This is a genomic window from Paenibacillus oryziterrae (assembly GCF_042610485.1).
In the GTDB taxonomy this organism is placed as follows: Bacteria; Bacillota; Bacilli; order Paenibacillales; family Paenibacillaceae; genus Paenibacillus_AQ.
On the sequence record NZ_JBGJZO010000004.1, the window covers coordinates 79,260 to 105,447 of the forward strand.

The 26,188-nt window shown below is 51.1% G+C and carries 22 protein-coding genes; 7 read left to right on the forward strand and 15 right to left on the reverse strand.

Going from position 1 to position 26,188, the window contains the following annotated elements; translation table 11 throughout:
• Positions 1–336 precede the first annotated feature (336 nt).
• Positions 337–1,287, forward strand: coding sequence for a 1-phosphofructokinase family hexose kinase (locus ACAN55_RS07020; RefSeq protein ID WP_379130023.1), 951 nt, complete (start codon positions 337–339; stop codon positions 1,285–1,287).
• A 143-nt stretch (positions 1,288–1,430) separates the two neighbouring features.
• Here ACAN55_RS07020 and ACAN55_RS07025 read toward each other — a convergent pair whose 3' ends face one another.
• Positions 1,431–2,126, reverse strand: a complete 696-nt coding sequence (locus tag ACAN55_RS07025) for a TorD/DmsD family molecular chaperone (RefSeq protein WP_379130024.1) — start codon at positions 2,124–2,126, stop codon at positions 1,431–1,433.
• Between the two features lie 404 nt (positions 2,127–2,530).
• Between ACAN55_RS07025 and moaA the strand changes: the two genes are divergently transcribed.
• Complete coding sequence (gene moaA / locus ACAN55_RS07030; protein ID WP_379130025.1) at positions 2,531–3,532, forward strand: GTP 3',8-cyclase MoaA; 1,002 nt, start codon at positions 2,531–2,533, stop codon at positions 3,530–3,532.
• On the opposite strand, the gene ACAN55_RS07035 is transcribed toward moaA, so the two are convergent.
• Positions 3,515–4,126, reverse strand: a complete 612-nt coding sequence (locus ACAN55_RS07035; RefSeq protein WP_379130027.1) for a LysE/ArgO family amino acid transporter — start codon at positions 4,124–4,126, stop codon at positions 3,515–3,517. The two genes, moaA and ACAN55_RS07035, sit on opposite strands and share 18 nt — an antisense overlap.
• Positions 4,127–4,343: 217 nt before the next feature.
• Between ACAN55_RS07035 and ACAN55_RS07040 the strand changes: the two genes are divergently transcribed.
• The 3 genes from ACAN55_RS07040 to ACAN55_RS07050 all read left to right on the forward strand — a co-directional run bounded on the left by ACAN55_RS07040 (position 4,344) and on the right by ACAN55_RS07050 (position 7,313).
• Entirely contained in the window at positions 4,344–5,834 is a 1,491-nt protein-coding gene (locus ACAN55_RS07040) for an aminotransferase-like domain-containing protein (RefSeq protein WP_379130030.1), read from the forward strand.
• A gap of 103 nt (positions 5,835–5,937) precedes the next feature.
• Positions 5,938–6,558, forward strand: a complete 621-nt coding sequence (locus ACAN55_RS07045) for a TetR/AcrR family transcriptional regulator (RefSeq protein ID WP_379130032.1) — start codon at positions 5,938–5,940, stop codon at positions 6,556–6,558.
• A gap of 2 nt (positions 6,559–6,560) precedes the next feature.
• Positions 6,561–7,313 carry an SDR family oxidoreductase gene (locus ACAN55_RS07050; RefSeq protein ID WP_379130034.1) on the forward strand — a complete coding sequence of 251 codons (753 nt, stop codon included), beginning with the start codon at positions 6,561–6,563 and terminating at the stop codon, positions 7,311–7,313.
• Between the two features lie 40 nt (positions 7,314–7,353).
• On the opposite strand, the gene ACAN55_RS07055 is transcribed toward ACAN55_RS07050, so the two are convergent.
• The 4 genes from ACAN55_RS07055 to mobA form a co-directional block, all read right to left on the reverse strand.
• Complete coding sequence (locus ACAN55_RS07055; RefSeq protein ID WP_379130037.1) at positions 7,354–8,409, reverse strand: sensor histidine kinase; 1,056 nt, start codon at positions 8,407–8,409, stop codon at positions 7,354–7,356.
• Positions 8,406–9,086 carry a response regulator transcription factor gene (locus tag ACAN55_RS07060; protein WP_379130040.1) on the reverse strand — a complete coding sequence of 227 codons (681 nt, stop codon included), beginning with the start codon at positions 9,084–9,086 and terminating at the stop codon, positions 8,406–8,408. The genes ACAN55_RS07055 and ACAN55_RS07060 overlap by 4 nt, the downstream gene beginning before the upstream one ends.
• Complete coding sequence (locus tag ACAN55_RS07065) at positions 9,016–10,878, reverse strand: ABC transporter ATP-binding protein (RefSeq protein WP_379130345.1); 1,863 nt, start codon at positions 10,876–10,878, stop codon at positions 9,016–9,018. The genes ACAN55_RS07060 and ACAN55_RS07065 overlap by 71 nt, the downstream gene beginning before the upstream one ends.
• A 79-nt stretch (positions 10,879–10,957) precedes the next feature.
• Entirely contained in the window at positions 10,958–11,569 is a 612-nt protein-coding gene (gene mobA / locus ACAN55_RS07070) for a molybdenum cofactor guanylyltransferase (RefSeq protein ID WP_379130042.1), read from the reverse strand.
• A 137-nt stretch (positions 11,570–11,706) separates the two neighbouring features.
• On the opposite strand from mobA, the gene ACAN55_RS07075 reads away from it, so the two are divergent.
• On the forward strand, positions 11,707–12,942 hold the full coding sequence (locus ACAN55_RS07075; RefSeq protein WP_379130045.1) for an MFS transporter: 1,236 nt from the start codon (positions 11,707–11,709) through the stop codon (positions 12,940–12,942).
• 215 nt (positions 12,943–13,157) lie between these two features.
• Here ACAN55_RS07075 and ACAN55_RS07080 read toward each other — a convergent pair whose 3' ends face one another.
• Entirely contained in the window at positions 13,158–14,876 is a 1,719-nt protein-coding gene (locus ACAN55_RS07080) for a glutamine--tRNA ligase/YqeY domain fusion protein (RefSeq protein ID WP_379130048.1), read from the reverse strand.
• A gap of 234 nt (positions 14,877–15,110) precedes the next feature.
• Between ACAN55_RS07080 and ACAN55_RS07085 the strand changes: the two genes are divergently transcribed.
• Positions 15,111–15,659: a GNAT family N-acetyltransferase gene (locus ACAN55_RS07085; RefSeq protein WP_379130051.1), complete on the forward strand. Its 549-nt coding sequence runs from the start codon at positions 15,111–15,113 to the stop codon at positions 15,657–15,659.
• Between the two features lie 318 nt (positions 15,660–15,977).
• Here the strand turns inward: ACAN55_RS07085 and ACAN55_RS07090 are convergent, their stop codons facing one another.
• The 8 genes from ACAN55_RS07090 to ACAN55_RS07125 all read right to left on the reverse strand — a co-directional run bounded on the left by ACAN55_RS07090 (position 15,978) and on the right by ACAN55_RS07125 (position 26,149).
• The gene (locus ACAN55_RS07090; protein WP_379130054.1) at positions 15,978–16,622 is read right to left on the reverse strand and encodes an MOSC domain-containing protein; all 645 of its coding nucleotides are present in this window, start codon (positions 16,620–16,622) and stop codon (positions 15,978–15,980) included.
• On the reverse strand, positions 16,619–17,155 hold the full coding sequence (locus ACAN55_RS07095; protein WP_379130056.1) for a GNAT family N-acetyltransferase: 537 nt from the start codon (positions 17,153–17,155) through the stop codon (positions 16,619–16,621). Before ACAN55_RS07095 ends, ACAN55_RS07090 begins: the two co-directional genes overlap by 4 nt.
• A 58-nt stretch (positions 17,156–17,213) precedes the next feature.
• Complete coding sequence (locus ACAN55_RS07100; protein ID WP_379130058.1) at positions 17,214–18,431, reverse strand: MFS transporter; 1,218 nt, start codon at positions 18,429–18,431, stop codon at positions 17,214–17,216.
• Between the two features lie 181 nt (positions 18,432–18,612).
• Entirely contained in the window at positions 18,613–20,676 is a 2,064-nt protein-coding gene (locus ACAN55_RS07105) for a molybdopterin-containing oxidoreductase family protein (protein ID WP_379130061.1), read from the reverse strand.
• Positions 20,677–20,991: 315 nt separating this feature from the next.
• A complete protein-coding gene (locus ACAN55_RS07110) occupies positions 20,992–21,816 on the reverse strand; it encodes a formate/nitrite transporter family protein (protein ID WP_379130064.1) in 825 nt (274 codons plus the stop codon).
• Between the two features lie 277 nt (positions 21,817–22,093).
• Positions 22,094–23,458, reverse strand: coding sequence for an FAD-dependent oxidoreductase (locus ACAN55_RS07115; RefSeq protein WP_379130067.1), 1,365 nt, complete (start codon positions 23,456–23,458; stop codon positions 22,094–22,096).
• A 364-nt stretch (positions 23,459–23,822) separates the two neighbouring features.
• The gene (locus tag ACAN55_RS07120) at positions 23,823–25,457 is read right to left on the reverse strand and encodes a formate--tetrahydrofolate ligase (RefSeq protein ID WP_379130069.1); all 1,635 of its coding nucleotides are present in this window, start codon (positions 25,455–25,457) and stop codon (positions 23,823–23,825) included.
• A 215-nt stretch (positions 25,458–25,672) separates the two neighbouring features.
• A complete protein-coding gene (locus ACAN55_RS07125) occupies positions 25,673–26,149 on the reverse strand; it encodes a glutathione peroxidase (RefSeq protein WP_379130072.1) in 477 nt (158 codons plus the stop codon).
• Between the last annotated feature and the right edge of the window lie 39 nt (positions 26,150–26,188).

Genomic DNA, 26,188 nt, shown 5'->3' on the forward strand with positions numbered 1-26,188 from the left:
GCAAAGGCATTGACTAGCAGCCCTCTGGTGCTGCATTGTCTATCGGAAATGAATATACAAGTGTCTCCCACATAAATGTTTCTCACGAAAAGCGATAAACCTTCGTATGGGGAAGCCACGAATAGTGCAAACAGCGATTGTCCGTTAGCGGAGAATCGCTGTTTTGCGTTTTGAGTCAAAGACCCGGCAGATGACAGCTATCTATGGATTAACGCCGGTTTTTCCATCTAATCCTGGCAAGTGGGATATAGCTGACAGATACACAACCACTGCTTGTTTCAAAACGATAGTAGACAGTACAATGAAGGCAATGAGTGACTATTAAGGGGGGCAGGCATGATTACAACCGTAACTTTGAATGCGGCCATCGATAAGATCTACACCGTGCCCCGCTTCCGCACAGACGGGGTCTTCCGGATCGCCGAAGCTCTTACTCTTCCCGGAGGCAAAGGCATTAATGCTGCCCGGGTGCTGAATATTCTGGGCGCTCCCGTGACGGCCTGCGGTTTCGCCGGAGGATATACGGGAGCGCGGTTGCTGGCCGGGCTGGAGGAGGAAGGGATTGCTGCCGATTTCGTCAAAGCAGCCTTTGGCGAAACCCGGCTCGCCTTAACGGTACTGGACCCCGACTGTGAAACCCAGACGGAATTGATTGAAGCTGGACCGCTCATCCGGGGAGAAGAACTGCAGAGCCTGCGCAGCAAGCTGGAGATGCTCGCCAGCCGTTCCGAATGGGTGCTGCTTTCAGGCAGTCTGCCTGAAGGCTGCCCGCCGTGGATTTACGCCGAGCTGACCGAGGTAGCCCATCATTGCGGGGCGAAGGTCATGCTGGACGCAAGCGGCGAAGCCTTGCGGCTGGGCCTTAACGGCAGACCCGAGCTCGTCAAGCCGAATGAACATGAGGCTGCCGAACTCGCCGGGTTCGCCCACTCAGGCAGCGAAAGCGATGACCTTCTCTGCCTCGAAACGCTGCTGGCGCTGGGAGCGCAGGCAGCAGTGGTCACGCTTGGCGCGCGCGGTGCCGTCGCCGCGGCAGAGGGGCAGCGGTACCGTGTATCGCTGCCGCCCACAGCCATCGTCAGCCCGCTGGGCAGCGGCGATGCCGCGGCGGCCGGGCTGCTGGCTGCACTGCTGCGCGGCGAGGACTGGCCGCAGGCGCTGACTTTCGGGATGGCCTGCGGCACTGCGGCAGCCCTTCATCCTTCGGCCGGTGTCGTTAATCAAGCCGATGTGGTTCGCATCCGTTCCGGCGTTCAGGTAGATAAATGGTTCCTCCTGCAAGGCTAATGTTCGGACAGAACAAAAAAACCGGATTCCGCCAAGTAGGGCCGGCTCTCCGGTTTGAAAGCATATTAGGTTATGAAGGCTGGATATAGCAGATTGACTACCGCTCCCGGACCTCATAATTGAATTAAGCTTAATAGATCAAGCTACTTCATCGAAGCAGCACCAGTCTCCAGCGAAGACTTCCAGGCGCGTAGCATGTTCAGATCCTGCGGCAGGAACTCTTCCAGCATGTGGCTGAGACCCAGATACAACGGGCTGTCCGTAGCCGCATTTAATGTCTTGCAGAACTGCGGTGTCCAGAGCAGCAAGTGCTCTTCCAGGAATTTCTCCTGAATTTCCAGAAGCTCCATAGCGCTTCTCACGGAGAAACTGTTAAATAGCATACGCTCATGCAGTACAGCCATGAACTCCAGCTCGATGGCTATATGGTCATCCGCTTCACCATTGCATTTATTAAACACGATTCCTGCGGAGGCATACACATCAGAGATTACGTTGCAGTAGTCTTCACTCTCACCAAGGTTGGCGGCTTCACGCGGTACAAAGGTCTTAACGGCACCTGTGCTCATCAGACGCTTAAACTCCTTATCCTCTTTCGCGCAGATGGACGGAAGCTCCTGCGGCTCCTGGCTGCAAAGATAGCGTTTCAGTTCCCGTCCTCCTTCAGTCATCTCAGCGGCAACACTCATTTGACGGTTACGGCTCCACTGGGCAACTAGGGAAAGGGTCGGTTTTCTTCCAAAAAAATCAGTCATCAGCTGGTATATTAATCCACGGCTCTCCAGCCAGCGGCTGAACGCTTCCGGCACGGTAAGGGATGGAACAGTCTCTAAAGTCATTTTGCAAATCCTCCTTGAATGGGTTTACCCCGGTCCATGCAGCGTAGCGGCTGATAGAACCGGTGTCTTAGTTGTTTTCGCAAAAGTTAAACTGCTGTTTAGAACGATAAATTGGATATGCACTTCTGCTCGAACGCTCATTTTGTATACCTAAATTATATCGGACATTGAAAACGCTTTTCGTGAGCATTCTATGTCGATTCCTGCCAATTGTCGTATTTCTGTCAAAATTTGAAGTATTCCTGTTATATGCTTATAACTTAAGATTATAAGGATCTTGACTAGTAGATTTATTTAGATAAAATCCAGGATTCAGACTGCCGTTATTCTGTATGATTGACGTAACCCGTTATACTCTTTAAAATTTAAAGAAAAAACAGCCCGTTATAAGGAGGGAGCAACGTATGGAGCCGTTAACGGACCCTTTTGGCCGCATACATGATTATATCCGCATCTCGGTAACAGACCGCTGCAACCTGCGCTGTATTTATTGTATGCCTGCTGAGGGAATGCAATTTCAGCCCCACGACGAGATTATGAGCTATGAGGAGATCACTGCTGTGGTTAAATCGCTTGCTCCACTCGGGCTTCGCAAGATCCGGCTGACTGGAGGCGAACCGCTCGTACGCAAAGATTTGGAGAAGCTTGTCTCCATGCTTGCCGAGGTTCCCGGCATTGAAGATATCGCCCTTACTACAAACGGACTGATGCTCCCCGCCAAAGCTCAGCTGCTGAAAGATGCGGGATTGTCACGGGTGAATATCAGTCTGGACTCCCTGCGCCAAGACCGTTTCTCTATGATTACACGCGGCGGCGAAGTGAGTAAGGTGCTTAAAGGAATAGAAGCGGCTGATGCCGCAGGCCTGCATCCTATCAAGCTTAATGTGGTGTTGATGAAAGGGATCAACGATGATGAGATCAAGGATTTCATCTCCCTCACCCTGGACAGCCCGCTTAACGTAAGATTCATTGAATATATGCCGATTGGCAGCGCAAGCGACAGCTGGCGTCAGTCCTATCTGCCGCTCGAGACGGTGCTCGAAGCCTGTAACGAAGCTGGCTGGGCCACAGAGGAAGCTGGCAGTATTGCGGGGAACGGTCCTTCACAGAACCGTCGTGTAGTTGGAGCCAAAGGTACATTCGGTCTGATTCATCCGGTCAGCGACCATTTCTGCGACAACTGTAACCGGCTGCGTCTTACCGCGGACGGTCATATCAAAGCCTGCCTTTATTGGTCTGATGAATATAACGTACGTCCGTTAACCGGGGACCCGGAAGCCATACAGGCATTATTCCGCAAGGCGCTTGGCAATAAGCCCCACAATCATGAAATGGCGCTCGCCCTCGAGCGGAAGACCCAAAGCCATACTCCGACTGCGCGCCGGATGTCACAGATAGGCGGTTAATTGAACGCCCATATATACAGCCATACCCCAGATCAGCAGCGCGGACAAGATATTGAGCAGGCGCACCAGCCTGCCGGAAGTATCTGCCCGCCCCAGCCATCTGCCGGCTCCAGCCAGTCCCGCGAACCAAATCCAAGAGACCCCTGCCGCGGCGGCGGCGAACATCCAGCGTTCCCCGCCGCTGTAGTGCAGCGAGTTCATACCAATCACCCCGATCGTATCCATAATCGCATGCGGATTCAGCAGCGACACGGATAGGGCATACCCCACCTGCCCTTTTAGAGACAAGACTGCAGTATCTCCTTCCTCAGGAACACCCGTCCAAATCTTATACCCCATCCATAACAGAAACACCATTCCCGCACCGTACAGAACGGGCGTCACCCATTCTACAGACAACACAACAAGTGACACGCCGCTGACAGCCGCGGTAATAAGCAGTGTATCGCATAATGAAGCGGTCAAAATGACCGGCAAGGCACCCCGGAGTTTAGGATGAAGCGCCCCTTGATTGAACACGAATATATTCTGTACCCCCAGCGGCAAAATAAGTCCGAATGCCAGGATGATTCCATGAATAATTGCAGTTAACATCTATACCTTCCTTTCACATCAAGCCTAAATGACGGTAAACGGCGGGCTCCATCAGGAGTGTCTGCGTTCTAACCTTCGAGACGACTACCGTAATGCTGATACTACAACCCCCCGATCAGATCTGTAACCATCCAAATACTCATGACGGTACCAACCAAGTTCAGCAACCACTATGAACCATGATATACTCTTAGGCAAAAAAGGAGCCGTATACCGTATGAACCCAAACTCTAACCGGCCGCCGGGGCCTTCTCTTGTTCGGGGTACCTTCATTGATACTTGGAAGCCTGATCCCTCCTCAGCCCTTCCACTTCATGTCCAAATCTCGGGATATATTCACGGGAAAATCAAACGCGGCGATTGGGCGGCAGGCATGCGCGTGCCTCCGCAGCGGGAGCTGGCGCGCCGGTTCGGCGTCAACCGGAGCACGCTGGTATCCGCGCTTGGCCATCTGGCATCGCAGGGGCTCATTGAAGGAAATCGCGGAGGCGGAACACGCGTTATCCTTCCGGCACCCGACAACACTCTCCACACAGGTAATTGGAATGCTTACATTGAGGAAGGCATCCACTATCCCAATCTGCCTGCCGTGCAGGCGATTAACCATCTTGAATTTACAGAAGGTCTGATCCGTCTGGGAACTGGTGAACTATCCCCGGAGCTGCTGCCATCTGGCGAAATGATGTCCATTCTCTCCGGTCTAAACGGACAGAATCTTCCTTTATCCTACGAGGAACCACTGGGCAACCTGGCCTTGCGAACGGCTGTCAGCACAGAACTGGCTAAATCCGGGATAGAAGCCAATCCCTCTTCTATTGTGATTCTGTCCGGAGCGCTTCAAGGCTTTCAGCTCATTGCACAGGGACTGCTTCCCCGAGGCTCTACGGTTCTACTGGAGAAGCCATCCTATTTGTATTCCATCCATTCCTTCCAATCCGCCGGGCTGAAGCTTCAAGGACTGCCCATGGACGAACGCGGAATTCTGCCTGACCGTCTTGAAGCGGCTGCACTGCTCTCAAAAGCTGCACTTCTCTATACGATTCCATCGTTCCATAACCCCACAGGTATCCTTATGGACGAAGAACGCCGCCGTAACCTCATGTCTGCTGCGGGATCGCTTGGTCTGCCAGTTCTGGAGGACGGTGCTTATCAGGAGCTATGGCTGGATTCACCGCCGCCTCCACCGCTGAAAGCTCTCGATAGGGAAGGGCGGGTTCTGCACCTGGGCACCTTATCCAAAACCGCAAGCCCCGGCCTGCGCGTCGGCTGGGCTGTAGGCCCTGAAGCCGTAATCCGGCGGCTGGCCGATATCAAAATGCAGAGCGACTATGGGGCAAGCTCAATATCCCAGCTTCTGGCCTCCAAGTGGCTGGGAGAAGGGTATCATGCGAGGCATATGGACAGGCTGCGCAGCCAGCTCCGCCATAGACGCGATGCCACGCTAGCTATGCTGGAGAGGAATTTCAGCGGTATCGCCACCTGGACCAAGCCTGCAGGCGGCTTTTACATCTGGTTACGGCTTCATCACCCCCTGCCATTGCCGAAGCTGTTCACCGCCGCACTGGGAGAAGGCCTGCTGCTGAATACCGGAGATTTATATCACCGCAGCGACAGCAGGCATCTCCGCCTGTCCTATGCCTATGCCTCCCTTGGCGAACTGGAGACAGGCATCGCTAAGCTTGCCAAACTGATCAAACAAATGAATTGAATTAGAATATCAAATGACAAATAATAATATTTGTCATTTGATATTTCTTTGTGCTATACTCCGTGTACAGGAGGTGACCGAGCAACGATATCGTTGTTCCCCTATGAATAAACCAAGTCCCTTTTTAAGCAAGACAGAAATTCTGGATGCCGCAGAACAAACTCTCCGGCGGTTTGGTCCTGAGAAAACCTCGGTAACTGATGTCGCCAAACTGCTAGGGGTCAGTCATGGTACGCTGTACCGGCATTTCCCCAGTAAGGCTGCATTAAGAGAAGCCGTCACTGAAAGGTGGCTGGAGGAGAAGATCATCGCCCCGCTTGCCGAAGTTACAACAAGCGAATCCCTATGTGGAGAGCCACTTCAGCAATTACACCAGTATATCCTCAAGCTGGTAGAGCTCAAGCATTTTTTTGCAAAAGAAGACCCTGAAATGTTCAAAATGTATGCTGCTGTAACGGCAGAAGCGGCTGAACTGATCGCAACCCACATCGAACAGATCTTTGCACATATGAGCCGGATGATTACAAGAGGAATTGAGGAAGGAAGCATGAGACGTTCGGGAGAGACCGGAGATATAGCCCGCGCGGTGTTTCAAGCTACGGCTATGTTCCACCACCCCGCCCATGCGTATGCCTGGCTAGGCGCAGACACCATGAAGCACTTCAATGATTTGTGGACGCTGATCGCGTCGGGTCTTGCAGACCCTAATTATAAGGAGGAATAAGAATGAATACTGTGAAACAAAACCTGCTGGGGAAGGTGGCACTGGTTACAGGTGCCTCCCGGGGGATTGGCCGTACCATTGCCGAGCAGCTCGCAGAGCTTGGGGCAAGCGTGGTTATTAATTATTCAAGCAGTCCCGCCCAAGCTGAAGAAGCCGTAGAGGGCATTAAAGCCAAGGGTGGCACAGCGGTAGCCCTCAAGGCTGATATCAGCCAGCCGGCGCAGATCGAACAGTTGTTCAAGGGCAGCATCGCTACATTCGGCAAGCTTGATATCGTTGTTAACAATGCCGGTATTATGATCACTAAAGGCATCGCCGATGTGACTGAAGAAGAATTCGATAAGCAATTCGCCATTAACGTCAAAGGCACTTACTTCTCCTGCCGGCAAGCCTTTCTTCATCTGGAGCATGGAGGCCGCGTCATCAACTTCTCCACCTCCGTTAATGGCCAGATGTTCCCGGCATACAGCGTATACGCAGGAACCAAAGGCGCAGTCGAGCAGTTCACCCGCCAGCTTGCCAAAGAATTCGGCCATAAGGGTATTACGATTAATGCCGTGGCTCCCGGCCCCGTCGCAACGGAATTATTCCTGAACGGCAAATCAGAGGAGCTGCTGGAGAACCTAAAGAAAGCCAATGCGTTAGGCCGCTTGGGAGAAACCGGAGATATTGCCAGTGTGGTCAGCTTCCTGGCCGGTCCCGACTCCCAGTGGATCACAGGACAAACCCTTCGCGTCAACGGAGGATTTATCTAAGCATCCAAAGTTAAATAGGACGTACACAAATTTAGTAATCTCAAGACATGCCGTTCGTCAATGACACTTTAAATGCCGTCCCTTCACCGGGGCGGCTTTCTGCTGTTACCGTACCCCCATGAATCTCAACAATCTTCTTCACCAGTGATAACCCAAGACCGCTTCCACCGGCTGCACTGCTGCGGGCCTGATCCGCCTTATAGAAGCGATCAAAGATCCGGGGCAGATCATTTCCTCCGATCCCGATTCCACTGTCTTTGATCATGACCTCAATTCCATCGGTTCCCCGGGAAGCCATTTCGATACGTATACTCCCGCCCCGTGGAGTGAACTTAATGCTGTTATGCAGCAGATTGCCCCATACCTGGCTCATTAAATCCTCTACTGCGCTCACTTTAACCTCCTGCAGTTCGGCCTCGACTTCAAGACCTTTCTCCAGCCACTGCGGTTCACAGGCGAGGATGATCTCACGGATCTGCTTATCCAGCCGGTAAGGCTTGCGCTCGAAAGGGAAACTTCCCTCCTCCAGCGCCGACAACTTCAGCAGATTGTCGCTCAGCCCGGACAGCCGTGTGCTCTCCGCCTCAATAATATCGAGATAGTGGCTGCGCTTCTCCGGTTCAATTCCTTCATTACGCAGCGCTCTGGCAAAGCCGCGGATCGAAGTCAGAGGAGACTGGATTTCATGCGATACGCTGGAGATGAAATCCTGGCGCATGCCCTCCATCCGGCTGAGCTCACTGGCCATCTCATTAATCCCCTCTACGATCTCCCCGAATTGCCCGAAACGCCTTGGATTCTCCAAAGTGATCTTGAAATCTCCCTTGGCAATCTGCCGGATGGCTGTGATGATCGGTATATAGAAGCTTTTCTCCCGCCCTCGGGTAAAAAGGCTGATCGTCCCCATGATAACGATAAGGAATAGGAAAGTTAACATGATTATGATTAGCTGTTCTACATAAGCTGAGGAAGGTGTTCCAAAGTGCCTAAACAATAGCCTGGAGGCGAAAAACGCTCCGGTGCCTGCTGTAGCAATCCCTGTCAACAATAATACAATTCCCCCGAGGAACGAAAGGATCTCTTTCAAGCGATTCATCCCGCAGGCACCTCCAATCGATAGCCAAGGCCCCGGACAGTGCGGATGTTGAACCCGTAATTATCTCCTGCAAACCGCTCCCGCAGCCGGTTGATGTGAACGTCCAGCGTACGTTCATTCCCCTCGAAATCATAACCCCAGATATCCTCAATTAACCTCTCGCGCGTCAAGGTCTGACCGGGGTAGCTTGCCAGCTTGAACAGCAGTTCATATTCTTTGAGCGGAAGATTGAATTCCTCTTCCCCGCAGATGATTTCATGCGTCTTGCGGTTCATACGGACCCGGCCGATCGTAACGCTCTGTGCAGCGGATATCTGATAACGTTTGAGCAGCGCTCTGACACGCGCAATCAATACCGCAGGCTCAAACGGTTTGACCAGGTAATCGTCTGTTCCGAGTTCAAAACCTTTCACAATCTGCGCGGTCTCTCCCTTGGCCGTCAACATTAACAGCGGAAATTCATAGCTCTTCCTTAACTGCCGGCATAGTTCCCAGCCGTCCATGTTTGGCATCATGATATCCAGAATGACCATGTCTACGATATGATCCTCAAGGAAGAGCAAGGCTTCCCTGCCATCGGAAGCCCCATATACTTCATCGATCCCTTCAGCTTTCAGGAACAATTCTACCAATTCGCGGATATGCGGATCGTCGTCCACCACGAGTATTGCTGTCATATTCTAACTCCGCCCCCTCTTCGTCGGCCCTGCCAACCACTTCCGGTTCATTCATTTGCAACTGCTGGGCCGCGAACTCGCGGTACAGCTCATGGCTCTGCAATAACTCTTCATGATTGCCTGCCCCGGTAATCTTGCCTTTCTCCATAAATATAATCCGGTCGGCATTGACAACAGTAGAGAGCCGATGGGCAATCACTACCGTGGTCCGGCCTTTCATCAGATTGGTCAGCGCTTTCTGAACTACAGCCTCCGACTGGCTGTCCAGACTGGATGTAGCCTCATCTAGCATCAGGATCGCCGGGCTGCGCAGCAGCGCCCGGGCAATCGCAATCCGCTGGCGTTGTCCACCCGATAGCTTCACGCCGCGTTCGCCCACATCGGTATTGTAGCCGTCTGGCAATTCTTCAATAAATTGATCGGCATACGCCATCTGTGCCGCTGAAATCATCTCTTCGCGGGTGACTTCACGATCTAAACCGTAAGACAAGTTCTCTGCAATCGTTCCTGCGAGCAGCGGGCTCTCCTGGGAGACATAACCGATTTGTTCTCTCCAGGCAGATAATGCGAGACCGGAGATTGGCTGTCTGCCAAGCTTGATCACTCCGGATTCAGGTTCATAGAACCGCTCCAGCAGGGAGAACAGGGTTGTTTTACCGCCGCCGCTTGGTCCGACAATGGCGGTTACAGCACCCGGCAGGATGTCGAAGCTGAGCTCACTCAGCACACGTTCGTCTTTTTTATAGCCGAAGCTTACGTCCTCCAAACTGATGGTCTGATTCATATCCTCTATCTTCTGAATACCCTCATAATTCTCCTCCTGCGCCTCCAGCGTTTCAATCATTCGCTCTGAAGCTCCCCGGGCCTTTTGGATCTGGGCGAAAAACGTGGTCAGTTGGGTAAGCGGCATAATAATGTTGATCAGATACAGAATAAAAGCGACCAGCTCTCCGGCTGTAATCACACCTGCTGATACCTGCATCCCGCCATAGCCGATAATTACTACCAGCAGCATCATAAATACAAAGGACACGAGCGGACTAATCAGCGCATTGACACGGCCTTCGCGGATGCCGAAGGAGAGCAGGTTCATAATACCCGTCCGCCCGGCCTCATATTCTCTGCGCTCCGCCCCGGAGGATTTCACCAGCCGGATCTCCGATAACACTCCGCTTAGGGTCGAAGTAAAGGACGCCGTTTCATCCTGCATCCCCTTCGATATTTTGTACATCTGGCGCCCAAGCGGTACCAGAATCAGCGCGGATAACGGAAGCACGGTGAACAGCACCAGAGTCATTTTCCAGTTCAAATAGAGCAGCACCGAGATGGAACCGATAATGGAGATGATTCCGGTAAAAAGGCTCGCCAGATGCTCGGAGACCAACGTTTTAATAATCCCTGTATCGTTAGTCATCCGGCTGACGCTTTCACCTGTGCGGCTATCGTTGTAGTAGGACAACGGCAGCGCAAGAAATTTGCGCCATAACCGGTCACGCAAGGACGCTACCAGCTTCTGCCCCGCATAGTTAAGCAAATAAATAGAGACCCCGCCCGCTATGGTCTGGGCGATGAACGCTCCGGCAATGAGGGCGATTTGCCCGCCGCTGACAGAGGATAGCGAGAAGCCGTCAACGAGATTTTTAGTGAACATAGGGATAACTAGTCCCACCAGTGTAGATACCATACTTAATGCAATCGCGACGGCCAGCAGGCCGTAGGATGGTTTGGTTTCTTTCAGCAGTGTCAGAAATGGCTTAATGGTCTTACTCTTCTGACGTTTGGAAATATTCATGTTCATGAATGCTCCCCCTTTCTTCAATAAAGCTACAATACCCCCGCTATGTAAACACAATTTAAACAACTTTGGACTATTATTCGGAACCTTCATCCTGTGCGAAATGAACCCGCTGTACGGCTGTCCGATAGTCCTCTGGGGTATTCATATTGAAGAGCGCATGGGGGAAATCTTCCACCGGAACATAAATTACATTTAACCCTTCCAGCCATTCCAGCACCCGGAGGCGCCGCTGTTTCAGTACCTCTTCAAGACTGGGGAGAACGCTCCTATGGTAGAATGCCAGCAGTGGCTGTACTTTGCCGCCCTCTGCTACAGGAATAACAGCCTGAACCTGCGTACCGGCACCCTGCACGATGGCTAGAAGAGCCTGAAGAAGTCCATGATGGGCAAAAGGCAGATCGCAGGCCATAACCACATTCCATTCAGCGTCCGAGGAAGACAGTCCCGCATGCAGACCCCCGAGAGGTCCAAGACCGGGGTACTGGTCAGGAATAATCTTCACACCAAGGAATTCATATTCATTAGTGTCCCTTTCACCGGAGGAGACCATAACGCTCTCTGCTACAATCAACAGCTGGGATAACAATCGGGAGATCAGCGGCTCCTCCCCGATCTCGAGCAGTGCTTTGTTGACTCCCATCCGGCGGGAATGGCCGCCTGCAAGAAGAATTCCCTTTATTTTCATATTAATCTCCTTTCAGTAGCTCTCTGTCCTCCTGTGACGCACCTATCTTGTATCCCCTTTCAACACATGTTACAGTGGTAGAAGTGGCCTTAAAAAGTCCCATCCATAATGAATGCAAGGCATTTTGCGGGAAAGGAGTGCCCAATTTGCGGGATAATGATGACAAGCAGCCTTCTTTCACGTCTTTAAAATGGTTCAACTTCTTTGTATACGGAACAATGGTGCTGTTCACCAGCTTCTTTCAACTATACCTGCAGGATGTCGGAATGAACAAGCTGGAGATCGGGGCGCTGATGTCCCTCGGTCCGTTTGTGTCAATTTTCGCCAACCCCTTCTGGGGAATCTGGACAGACCGATATCAGAACATACGGCGGATCGTCCTACTAATGCTTACAGGTACTCTTGTATTCTCCCTGGTAGCCTTTCAGGCAAGTACATATGAAATGGTATATATATCCATGACCTTATTCTTCTTCTTTCAGACGCCGTTATTTGCCCAGAGTAACACAATGATTCTCAGCTATATTGATGGTACCGAACGGCGTTTTGGCTCCTTTCGGCTGTGGGGATCTCTGGGATGGGCGCTTACAGCTATTATGGCAGGACCGATTATAGAGTCTATGGGCGTCTCCGTACTTTCCTATTTATTTGCGGCCTTGCTTGGCGCATCCATGCTCGCTTTAGCCGCATTGCCTAAACTGAACCATTCGATCGGGATTGCTCCGCTTCCGTTCAGGGGCTTCAGCAAGCTGTTTTTTAATCCGTTTTTCTTATGCTTTATTTTCTTCGGCATTCTGGTCTCCATTCCGAATACGATGAACAATACCTTTATGTCTCTGTACATTACGGATTTGGGCGGCTCCAAGTCGATGGTCGGGCTTGCTGTATTCCTGTCTTCCATCCTGGAGATCGGCGTACTCATGCTCTGCGACCGGTTTCTGAAGCGCAAAATCTCCATTCTTACCGGCTGGCTGGCGTTCGTCAGTGCCCTGTTCGTGCTTCGCTGGTGGCTGATGGCAGGCGCTACTTCTCCGCTTGAAGTGGCCTTCATTCAGATCCTGCATTCCCTTACCTTCGGCGGGTTCTTCTATGTAGGTACCCAGCTCACCATGCTGCTCGTTCCCCGGCCCTACCGCTCGGCAGGACAAGCTCTATACACACTTACGTGGAGCGGCATATCCGGGATTATCGGCGGTGTACTGGGGGGATTTCTGTTCCAGTATCTCGGGGCACAAAACATGTACCAGTTCGGTGTATTCCTAACCCTTATTGGCGCCGTCGGATTCGCTTTCATGTGGCTGTTTGTATCCAGAGGCGGCTACCGGCCGCATGTTGAGGTTGAAGAGGAATGGAACGACATCGAAGGCTTGTAATTTCTATGTATAAAAAAAAAAGACCAGCGCTGTTGCCGGATAAATAAAAAAGCAGGCCAAGCTTCCGCAAGGGAAGCTGCCTGCTTTTTATATTCGTTATTAAGACCACGGTCGAGACATTCAGCGGCATTTCTGCCGCTCATCCGAACCGGATGGTCCTATTCGTGTAGACTACATTCTTACTATGGACTTCTGACACAGCTCAGCATTAACCCTTATCCTTGTTTAGGGGGCTGGAAGGAGCTTTTCAGAGATACGATCAAATTAAATACCAGATGCCCCGGAGTGGAGTATTTGCTGTCCACATTGAAATACCCGTGGCGGAAGAACTGGAATTTATCCTGGGCCACAACTTCTTTAAGTCCAGGCTCCACGAATCCCTGCACAATTTCAATGGATTTCGGATTAAGCATATCCAGGAAGCTCGGCTCCGGCTTAGCCGCAGTATCTGCGGATTCCAACTCAACCTCCGAATCCTGCTCACTCTCCTCGGCAGAGATCAGCGGCTCATACAAGCGGAATTCCGCCGGAACTGCCTGGCTGGCTTCCACCCAATGCAGCGTTCCTTTGACCTTACGGCCGGTAAATCCGCTGCCGCTCTTCGTCTCCGGATCATAGGTGCAGTGCAGTTCTACAACCTCGCCCTGCTCATCTTTGATAACCTCATTACACTTGATAAAATATGCATGTTTAAGCCGGACCTCATTACCAGGGAACAGGCGGAAATATTTGTTTGGCGGGTTCTCCATAAAGTCGTCGCGCTCAATATAAATTTCACGGGAGAACGGGATCTGACGGTTGCCCATTTCTTCGTTCTCGCTGTTGTTCTCTGCTTCCAGCCATTCGGTCTGACCTTCAGGATAATTCGTAATCACAACCTTAAGCGGACGAAGCACTCCCATTGTGCGTGGCACCTTCAGCTTCAAATCCTCACGGATGAAGTGTTCCAGCATTTGCAAGTCAACGAGTCCTTGGCTCTTGGATATTCCCGTCTCGTGCACAAAGCTGCGGATCGCTTCCGGGGTATACCCGCGGCGGCGTAGTCCCGAGATCGTCGGCATACGCGGATCATCCCAACCGTCCACATGTCCCTCATCCACCAGCAGCTTCAGCTTGCGCTTACTCGTCATCGTCTGAGCTACATTCAGGCGGCCAAATTCATATTGATGCGGAACGGCAGGCATTTCGCATTCAGCAATAACCCAGTCATAGAACGGGCGTTGGTCTTCAAACTCCAGGGAGCAAAGAGAATGCGTAATCCCTTCGATCGCATCTTCCAGAGGATGGGCAAAGGTGTACATTGGATAGATGCACCATTTGTCCCCTGTATTATGGTGATGGGAGTGCGAAATACGGTAAATGACCGGATCACGCAGGTTAATGTTTGGTGAAGCCATGTCGATTTTGGCACGCAGCACTTTTTCGCCATCCTTAAATTCACCAGCCCGCATCCGCCGGAACAAATCGAGGCTCTCCTCAATACTGCGTTCACGGTATGGACTATTCTGACCCGGCTGCGTCAGTGTTCCACGAAGCTCGCGGATCTGATCCGCACTAAGGTCGTCGATATATGCTTTGCCTTTCTTAATCAGCAGCTCAGCCCGTTCGTACATCTCATCGAAATAGTCAGACGCAAAACGCAGATTCTCCCATTCATAGCCCAGCCATTTCACATCTTCCTGAATCGACTGAACATACTCCGTATCCTCTTTAACCGGATTGGTGTCGTCAAAACGAAGATTGGTGCTGCCTCCAAATTCGTCGGCAAGGGTGAAATTAATCCAAATCGCCTTAGCATGCCCGATATGTAAATAACCGTTCGGTTCCGGCGGAAAACGCGTAATGACTTCCTTCACTTTCCCCGTTCGGAGATCCTCGGTAATGATATTCTTGATGAAATTGGAGGGGGTGGTGCGATTCTCCACAGATATCAACCTTTCGTTTCTGTAATAGTACGCTTCATTGGTACAAACACGTTTCCTATTAATATACCCGTTAACTGGAGATTGTTCAATAAAAGCGGCAACATGGTCTCACAAAGTGAACAGCGTGGCTGTCCCTTAGAGCGGAGCTTCCTTGCACAATCACACTCCTTTTGACTTCACTCCCGGCTATGAAGTAGCATAAAAAATATACAACACCTTCTACCTAAAGGAGGACAGCACTCCATGTTCAATTATATTATCGACGAAGAGCTCGTACTAAAGCCCCTTCTGCCCGAGCATGCCCGACCCATGTTTCAACTGGTGGGGCGTTCACGTGAGCGGCTGAGAAGGTGGCTGCCTTGGGTTGATGCTGTCACTGAACAGGCCCACATTGCCTCTTTTATTAAAAATGCCATCAAGCAAGGCAATGAGAATGGCGGTTTTACCGCCGGATTATGGGTAAATGGGGATTTGGCTGGCATTATCGGATACCACACCATTGACTGGCATAATCTATCCGTCGGTCTCGGCTACTGGCTGGGAGAAGGATATGAGGGTAAAGGTTATATGACCAGCGCCTGCCGGGTATTCGTTGACTATGCGCTGCTCGAAATGGAACTCCAGCGGGTGGAGATCCGCTGCGCGACAGGCAATACGGCAAGCCGGGCGATTCCTGAGCGGTTGGGCTTTGTGCTGGAAGGAATTATCCGGCAAGTGGAAAAGCTGCCCTCCGGGTATGTCAACCATGCGGTATATGGTCTGTTGAGGAGCGAATGGAAGTTGCTGAGTTAAGGATGAACTCGGGTGGTTTCTGGCTGAATCCGTCGTAACTGCGATGAATGTTTGGACTTCCGGCCGCTGTTGTCTCCGGATTTCTTGATTTAACCGCTTTTCGCGGTTGAAATCCGGAGACAAAGGCGAACGCTATCGCTCCTACAGTTCCAAAATCCCCCTCCGTTACTTTCTTCAGCCTAATTTTTTTAAGTTCAACCTTAATGATTTTTATTAAGAAAGGAGCTAGACCAGTAATACCTCTGGTCCAGCTCCTTTTTTGAATATCCTTATCACTTCGCGTATCTGATGTCCGCTCTGACGGATACCGACTGCTGATCACTGCTCCGCAGCTTTCAGCCAGCCTTTAAATCTCTCACGAATCCCGGCGGTAAGGCTCTCCAGCTCTACAACCTCGGCTAGCCCGTCGACCTCATGCCGGCCTACCTCCATCAGGTGAAGGACCCGGTTAACTGGCACTTGCCCTGCCCCGCTCTCCTTCTTGACAATACCGTCACCCGGGGCAATCATTCCTTCGCGCAGCACCCGGAAATAAAAACCGCTGTACCCTGTTGTCAGCACCTGCGCCGGAAGGTCGGCAGGCCCATGCTTTTGCGATAGCTTGAAGCACGGGTAACGCGGCTGGCTCACTTGAAGCAAGGCGGTTCCGATCTCATAGATATCACCGATGCACACCTCGGTCTCCAGCAGACCCGTGGTTGTCAGATTCTCCCCGAATGCGGAAGCTGCAAGCTTCTTGCCGAGCCGCTCCTCCCAGTAAGAATAATGCTCATGCGGATACACGCAGACTGCTTTGTCTGGCCCCCCATGATTAACAAGATCCGCCTGACCATCGCCGGCAAACCCGTTCACTGACAACTGTAAGGCCTCTATAGCCGGGCTTTTGTATATCCCTGTCTCCAGCGGTTTCCCGCGGTAATCGACGGTCACCGGTGTTCCCACATTCAGCGATTCAATCCTCATGGCTCTTCCCTCCGCATTTCAGATGGAACAGAACGTATCAGCATGTAGCTCATAAATATCTCATCCACATAACGGCCGCCCAGATAGTATTCCTCGCGCAGCCGGCCTTCCTCCTGGAAACCACATTTCCGATAAAAAGCCAGCGCCGCCGTGTTGCAGGACAATACTCGCAGCCGCAGCTTGCGGATTCCTTTGCTGCCAGCCATGGTCTTTACCGCTTCAATCAATGTATATCCAATCCCTAAACGCTGAAAGTCCGGATGTACAGCGATGTTAATCTCCAGTACATGCCGGTTGCTTTCAAGGCCTGTAGGATGTCCAAATCCAACATAACCGCACAGCTGTCCTTCTTCCACCGCAACCAGTTGTGAACCCGGAGGAGCGTGCAGCAGATAATCCTCTTGTGAGCACCACGATAAACGGCCGGGAGTCGTATTCTCCGTCCAAATCTGATGGTCCAGTACGATTAGCTCCCGGGCATCCCGTATCTCCGAGAGCCGGATCACAAGATGGTCTTCTTTAATTTGCCCCATGTACCTAATCCTCCTTGCATATCACTGCCTCCATCATACCATTATCAGGCAGCCCGGCCTATACCGCAGAACTCTCTCTTCCGCTGGAACGGTTGCCAAGAGCATGAATGACAAAGAATACAATGGACAGAAGTGCCATACTGCAGGCCAGCCAAGCCGTAGGCGGCAATCCCCCGTTATCAAACATGCTTCCCATGAACATTGGCCCAATCACTCTTCCTGCCGCGCCAATCCCTCCGGTTAAGCCCAGATAGAAAGGAGCATTGCGGTCCGAGTGTTCCGAGATGAAGGAAGGCATAGCCGGAGAGATCAGCATCTCGCCTAGAGTTGCCAGCAACATGGCAAACAGCAGGCCCGGGTAGCTTGGCAGCAGCAGGATCACGGTGTATCCGCTTAAGTAAAAGACGGCGCTGGCCGTCATTTGCGAAGTTGAGGTGCGGGCGAACCAGCGTTTAAGCAGGCTCACCAGAGGCTGGGCAGCAAAGATTAGAATACCGTTAAGCGTCCATAAGAAGCCATACGATTTCTTCGCCCAGCCTTCTGAAATAATATAGGGCGATACACCGGTATTCCAGATGGAGTTGCCGATCAAGAGGAACATGGAACCGATCGCCATATACAGATAGATCCGTGTATGGCCCATGAGTTTCCAGCTTGAAGCACGGTCAGACTGTGCTTTGGTATGCCCGCCTTCTTCGTTCCCGGAATTTCCGCCAACCTTTTTAAGATAGACAAAGAAGAAGCCGGCAAATACAGCGGAGGATACCCCGTTCATCACAAAACTCAGCATATAGGAAATATCGGCCAGAAATCCGCTTAATGCCGTACCCAGGGCTACTCCAATATTATTAGCTACATAAATCACATTAAACAGCTCACCGCGCTGCTTCGTGAACCGGAATCCAATAAATGCCTGAATGGCCGGCATCGACAGTGAGTTGAACAATCCGACCAGCGCCATGGCGATCACGAACAGCATCCAGTTGTGGCTCACCACTGGCAGGGTAAATAAAGCGAGAGCATTCATACCCAGCGCCCCGACTATAAGACGGTTCACTCCGACCTTATGATACAGTGAACCGCCGAGCAGCTGCCCCGCAATCCCGCCCAGTGACTGAATCATGATGACAAAGCCGGCATCCTGCATCGAGCGCCCTAATTCTTCAAAAACATACATGGTTACAAGCGGCCACATTAAGGCGCTGCCCGTGGCATTTATCAGACTTGCAACCAGAAATACCTTCACTTCCTTAGGATAAGCCTCTAAAAACTTCATATGCAGTTACATCCCCTGTAATATGTGTGTCATTTATTCCATCCAGTATCGTCCCAAAACAGCTATAAGGGCAAGTATATCCATTAACGCCTTATCGCGTTGATGCAATACCCAAGTGAAATCATTAATATCATTCCATTCGTGTATACAAAAGAGAAATATCTGCTCTTTGCAGAGGTACTTAACGGCGCTTAACTTCCACCGTAGCCGAGAAAAAAGTCGCCCCTCCGCCCATATCGGACAGCCGGTCCGGGGTCAGCACATTGACTCTTTGCCGCCGCTCTTCGCTGCCCCACCAGAGCCCCTGGGAGATGACGGTTCCAGGCAGCATTTTATCCGTCACATGAACCGCCAGATCCACTGCGCCCCGGCTATTGTACACCGTAACCTCTTCACCGTCCCCGATCCCGCGCTCCGCTGCATCCACGGGATGCATCTGCAACACAGGACCTTTCTCCATTCTCTGGTGCCTCTCTATATTGGAGAAGGTTGAGTTCAGAAAATTATGATTGGGCGGGGTGATGAACATCAGCGGATACGCCTCATCCGACTTCGGACGCCTCACACCGTCAAAGCCTTCCGTAAGTGGAGTATAGGTAGGCAGCGGAGGCAGCCCGGCAAGCTCCATCGCCCTTGAATACAGCTCAATTTTTCCGGAAGGGGTTGCAAGACGTTCAAGGTATGATCCCTTCGGTGACATGTCCAGCTTCACAACATGCTCTTTCATCAGCCGCTCCAGCGTGACACCGTTCAGATAAGGATTGGCGGAGTGATCCAGCGCTTCACGAATTATATCGTATGGTGACTGTCCGAATATATCCGGGTCGTAACCCATAGCAAGACCTAGCAAGGAGAATACCTCCATATTGCTTTTGCATTCTCCCGGAGCTTCCACAACCGGCTCATGAAACTGCATATAATGGTGCCAATAAGAGCTGTATACATCTATATTCTCAAAAGAAGACGTGGCTGGAAGCACAATATCGGCGTACTTGGCCGTATCCGTCATAAACAGATCATGGACCACCGTGAACAGATCCTCACGCATAAATCCGTTGCGGACTCTTTCTGCATCCGGAGCGACAACAAGCGGATTGCTGCAGTATACAAATATCCCTTTTACCGGGTTCTCCGTCAGCTCCAGTGCCTCGCCAATGCGGTTCATATTGATGCTGCGCCCCCGTGGATTCCGGCGTAAGTCAGGCCGCGGAAGCGACCTTGGATTCGTAGCAGCATACCCGCTGTTTGACTTGTAGGCACCGCCGCCTTTTAGCCACTGTCCCGTTAAGGCAGGTAGGCAGGCGATCGTACGTACATTCATGCCGCCATTGTCATGGTGCTGAAGCCCGTTGCCGATGTGGATATACGAAACCTTGGCTTCACCGTACAGCTTGGCCAGCTTCTCAATGTCCTCTGCAGGAATTCCGGTAATATCTGCGACGAGCTCCGGTGGATAGTCTTTCACATGTTGACGCAGCTGCGCATGCCCGGTAGTGTAGCGTTCCAGAAAGGCATCATCAGTCCACCCATCCCGGAAGAGAATATGCATGATTCCCAGCGCAAGAGCTGTATCCGTACCGGGGTAGAGCGGCAGGAACCAGTCCCCCCACTGCGCCGTCCGGTTACGGTGCACATCAATAACTACAACCTTGGCTCCCTGTTTGCGGGCCTGCTCCGCCAGAATGACCTGGTGCATGTTCGTGCTGACGATATTTCCGCCCCAGACCAGAATCACATCGGCATTCACTGTCTCCTCGGGACTTGTCCCTCCATTGAAGCCCATCGTATATCTCCAGCCTGTACTCCCCGCCGCATCACAGATCGTCTGCTCCAGGCGGCTCGCCCCAAGCGCATTAAAGAACCGCCGGTCCATGCCGCCAATGCTGAGCTTGCCCATATTACCGTAGAAGCTGTACGGGAGAATGCTCTCCGGCCCAAACTCTGAAGATAAACTCTTGAATTGGGCCGTTATCTCCGTAACAGCTTCCTCCCAGCTAATTCTTTCAAAGATGCCTTCACCCTTAGGCCCTACACGCCGCAGCGGATGCAACAGACGCCCCTCATGCTGTACCCTCTCTGCCATATGCCTAACTTTATTGCAAATAGCTCCACGGGTAAGCGGATGCTCGGGGTTGCCTTCGACTTTCGTTATTCTTCCATCCTGTTTATGCACCAATAATCCGCATGTACACGGGCAATCCAGCGGACACACCGCCGGGAATACACCGCTGACATTGCCACTCATAGCGTGTCCTCCTTCGTTACCCTTGCCTTATTGTTAAGTATTTAAGTTCAGCTTATATAGTCATATTCTATAATTGACGGAGTTACCCGTAAAGAAATACCCGAATTTCAAATGATTCGTAAGCGAAATCCCCGGGTAATAATAAGCATGAAACACTCCCTATTGCATTCGCCGTGAACCCGATTTCGTTCCCCCGAGTCGGCTTCCCGGCGAATTCTGTTTGAGTGGGCAACTTACACTTTCTTGTACTTAAAAAAAGCACCCGCAGTCAGCCGAATGGCTGATGCAGGTGCTTTAAGGTTATATTCGTTTTAATTATGCGTGCTTCTTAACTCCGCTTACTCTGTTATCCACCGATTGAATGGAAGCTGGCTCTTTACGCAGATAAGCTGCCCAATAAGCTGCTCCGACAAAGATCGCTCCGCCAACCAGATTACCCAGCCATACCGGGATAAAGTTCATCATATACTGGCCCCAGGTGAAATGGCCTTCAAAGATAGCTGCAGGAATCAGGAACATATTAGCTACAACGTGCTGGAATCCGATAGCGACAAAAGCCATGGTCGGGAACCAGATGCCAAGAATTTTACCACTAAAGTTATCTGCTCCATAAGAGAGCCATACAGCCAGGGCCACCAGCCAGTTACAGCCAATCCCTGAGATAAACGCCTGGAGGAAAGAATCATCCAGTTTATGCTGTGCAATGGCGACCAATTTGTCCAAATAAGCTCCGTCCGCGGTCAGGCCCACAATGTGTCCAAAGAAATAAGCAACGAAGAGTGCTCCAGCCAGGTTACTGAGGGTAATCAGAACCAGGTTCTTAATCGTTTCCCAGAAGGTAATCTTTCTGGCGATAAAAGCGAGCGGCACAGCCATCATATTGCCTGTCAGCAGCTCTCCTCCTGCCAGAAGCACGAGAATCAGACCGAGCGGGAATATCGATGCCCCGATAAAGCCGGCAATGGAACCCCATTCTGCTGGTGCACTGGCGATTACACGGATATCAAGCAGAAATCCTAGCGAGATAAAAGCTCCTCCGAGAAAACCAAGAATCAGTACGGTGCTGAGCGGATTATGCGCTTTTTTAATACCATTTTCAACCGTAACTTCTGCAATTTGCTGCGGTTTATTGTAAGCCATTCTTTCGATCTCCTTCATATTACTTTAAATTTGTTCCTTTATGCCCATTGTAACGTGACTGGAATCACATTAACGTGACATTTATCACATTAGAGGAAACTAAGTGAAAATTTTCACTGTCGTGTCAAATTTACGGTTCTCCTATCCATTCAAGCCCCCTCAACTGCTTCATTGGAATGCTACTAAAATCACGGTTTTCTGCAAATAAAAAACCAGCTATTCCGCGAGCAGCAGAAACCGGCTGGTTTTTTATAGTTGATATTCCATTAAGTGATCTTTATACCGTTACCGGCTCTTTACGGGCCACTGTCTTCGGCAGTGCTTGAAGTCCAGCGGTATTCAGGAAATTCCAGGGCTTGTTATAGTGAGGCTGGAAGAAGAAGTCGATAAAGGCGAGCTGATCAACGGTCATGCCGTTCTGGATGCAGACCGACACCGTATTGATGGACTGCGTCAGATCCATCTTCGACATGATCTGTGCGCCGAGAATCCGGCGGGTGGTTCGTTCAAACACCACTTTCAGCAGTACCTGTTCAAAGGTAGGCATGAACTCAGGACGGTAGTTATCCGTGATGACCACGGATTCTGCATCGATTCCCTCGTGCTTGGCTGCTTCTTCCGTAAGTCCGGTACCCGCGATGTTGTCTTCGTATATTTTGATACCCGATGTACCTTGTGTGCCCATATAAGGAATGGTGTTCGACACAAGGTTCCGTGCGACCAGCGTTCCCATACGTACGGCATTGGTGGCCAGCGGAATGTAGGCATGTTTACCGGTTGGATTGTAATGGATAGCGCAGCTGTCCCCGGCGGCAAAAACATCCGGTGCGCTGGTCTGCATGTAATTATCCACAATGATAGCTCCATTAGGAAGCATATCTACCTGCCCCTTCAGCAGTTCGGTATTCGGGCGGAACCCGATACACAGGATAACCAGATCGGTTTCATGCTCCCCTTTGTCAGTAATAACCTTATTAACCTTACCATCCATTCCGGCAAAAGAGCTGACCTTCTCCCCGAGTGCAAGCTTGATACCATGATCCTGCAGAGACTGTTCAATCGGAGCGGTGAATTCTGCGTCCAGATATTTACTCAAGATCCGGTCTTCCGCGTCGATCAGCGTCACCTGCTTGCCGTTCATTTGAAACGCCTCCACCAGCTCCACACCGATATATCCGGCACCTACTACCGTGATATGATTCACCTTCTGCGCTTCTTCAATAATCGTATTGGAGTGGCTGTAATTCTTCGAGAGTAAAATACCCTGCAGATCCATCCCCTCAAGCTTCGGCACAATCGGCCATGAGCCTGTAGTCATGATCAGCTTGTCGTAAGTATCCTCAAATTCTTCACCGCTGTTCAGGTTCTTGGCGCGAAGAGTTTTGTTCTTGGTATCGATATTTGTAACTTCATGACGCATATTCGTCTTAACTCCAAGTTCAGCAAGCTTCTCCGGCGAAGAGTAGAACAGACCTTGAGGATCTTTAACGACTCCCCCGACATAAAGGGCAATACCGCAGGACAAGAAAGAAATATTATCATTACGCTCATACACCGTAATTTCAGCGTCAGGATACAACTGGGCAGTATTTACAATGGCAGCGGTTCCTGCATGGGTACATCCGATCACAGCAACTTTCATCATAGTTCCTCCTCATTTTGTGAAGCCTATATAAGACCGCAAATCCAACAATGTGATTTAATTCACTTTATATGCCCATTATATTGTGATATTTGTCACAATGCAAGCTGGATAAACTTTCTTCGCATATTGTTCACAATTTTAAATATTTCCCCAATGACTTTTCCTTTAGGACAACATTAGTTTTCCCTTGCTGGCTGACATTATGTCCGAGTTGAGCAGGAAGCAATAGGAAGACTCTGATCGCTACGAAGAAACGGCTACGCCTTACTTGGAGGAGGGCCTTGTTGCGCATAAAAAATGCCCGGTTCCGCTGCAGACAGCGAACCAGGCATTTTAATGATGTCCTTAGAAATATATGCAATTACGATAGTCCGTGAAGCTGTCCCTCTTCATCGATCCGCAGCTGCTCTGCCGCAGGTTTAGCCGGAAGCCCCGGCATGGTGACAATGCTTCCTGTAATCACTACAGCGAATCCGGCACCTAAGGACAATGTGATATCCCGGACTCCCATCGTGAATCCTTCCGGCGCGCCTAGCAGGCGCGGTTGATCCGAGAAGGAATATGGCGTCTTCGCCATACACACCTGAAGCTTATGCAGGCCAAGACGGTCAATGACGGCTAAACTGCGTTTAGCTGCCGGGGAGAATACCACGTCCGAACCATGGTAAATCTCACGCACAATTTTACTGATTTTGGCCGGTATATCGAGACTTTCCTCATATAGGGGCGCAAACTGGCTGGTATCGCCGCGTTCCAGAAGCTTTTTCAGCTCTTCTGCCAATTCCAAGCCTCCAGCTCCGCCTTCCGCCCAGACCTTGGATATCGCTGCAGGGACATTTAAACGGCGGCAGGCTTCAATAACCTCATTGATTTCAGAGACGCTGTCTCCTTCAAAATGGTTAATGGCCACCAGAACGGGTACGCCAAACTTACCAAGGTTCTCGATATGGCGTTCCATATTAGACAGGCCTGCAAGCAGTGCTGCGCGGTTCCCGTTGTAAAGCTCATCCTTGGGCACTCCGCCGTTATATTTCAAAGATTTCACTGTAACGACAAGCACAGCTGCGGATGGGGCAAGTCCGGCTTGACGGCATTTGATATCCATGAACTTCTCGGCGCCCAAATCTGCTCCGAAGCCCGCTTCGGTCACGACCACATCACCCAGCTTGAGTGCATAGCGGGTGCCGAGCACACTGCTGCAGCCATGGGCGATATTAGCGAAAGGTCCGCCATGAACGATAACCGGCGTGCCTTCCAGCGTCTGCACCATATTAGGCTTCACCGCTTCCTTCAGCAGTGCAGTCATAGCTTCTACCGCTCCCAGCTGTTTAGCCGTTACAGGCTGTCCATGCTGATCGTATCCGATGAGCATGCGGCCAAGGCGATTCTTCAGGTCCGCCAGGTTGCTGCACAGACAGAGTACCGCCATGATTTCCGAGGCCGTAGTAATCTGGAAGCCACTCTCTCGTACCGGTCCATTTCCGTCTCCCAGACCAGTAACGATATTGCGCAGACCCCGGTCATTCATGTCCATGACTCTTTTCCAAACGATCCGCTGTGGATTCAGCTCCAGCTCATTGCCTTGGAATATATGATTATCAATCATCGCGGACAGCAAATTATGCGCGGAAGTCACAGCATGGATATCGCCTGTAAAATGCAGATTAATATCATCCGCAGGAACAATCTGCGATTCCCCCCCGCCGGTGGCGCCGCCTTTCATCCCCAGGCATGGCCCAAGTGACGGCTCACGCAAAGCCGCTATCGTTCTTACCCCCGCCGCATTCAGCGCTTGCGCCAAACCGATCGTGGTTAACGTTTTGCCTTCTCCCGCAGGGGTTGGATTCACCGCAGTAACCAGAACGAGCTTTCCGTCCGGCTTGTGCTTGATATCCTCCCATAGAGACGGAGACAGCTTGGTTTTATATTTGCCGTACAGCTCCAAATGTTGTTCGTCAATACCGACTTCTGCTGCTACCTCAGTAATTAATCTCATGCTTTTACAAATCCTCCTGCCGTTATTATCCTGCGCTTTGACCGCTTTATGCAGCTTCTGATTTTGTAATGATTCCTATACAAAGGATACAAGTTCTATGAAAAGCGTCAAGCTTTATTTTCATTACCTGCAATTAAAAATCCCTTTAGGGCTGTTATGCACAGCACCTGAAGGGATCTTTGGATTTTTGATAGCACAGCATATATTTATCGTTTCTATAGCAACGCCTCAATGGACGCCTTCATCGACTCTGGATTCTCCTGCGGCTCGAACCGGGCAGTGACATTACCGCTGCGGTCGACAAGGAACTTCGTGAAATTCCACTGAATATCGCTGCTCTCACCGCTGCCGGGCTGCTGCCCCTTCAAATATTTAAAAAGCAGGCTTGCATCCGGTCCATTGACGTCTACCTTAGCGAACACAGGAAACGTTACCCCGTAATTCAACTGGCAGAACGCTTCCGCTTCTTCACTCGTGCCTGGCTCCTGGCCTCCAAACTGATTGCAGGGAAACCCAAGTACAACCAGCCCCTGCGAACTGTACTCTTCATGAAGTTTTTGCAAGTCGCCATATTGGGGAGTTAATCCGCATTTGCTGGCCGTGTTGGCAATTAGAAGTACTTTACCCTCGTAATCCGCAAAAGGAATTTCTTTGCCCGAAGGCAAAGCTCCCGCGAAACTGTAAATGGACATGAACAGCACCTCTTCCCTTTTAATTAAAAAGTTCATACA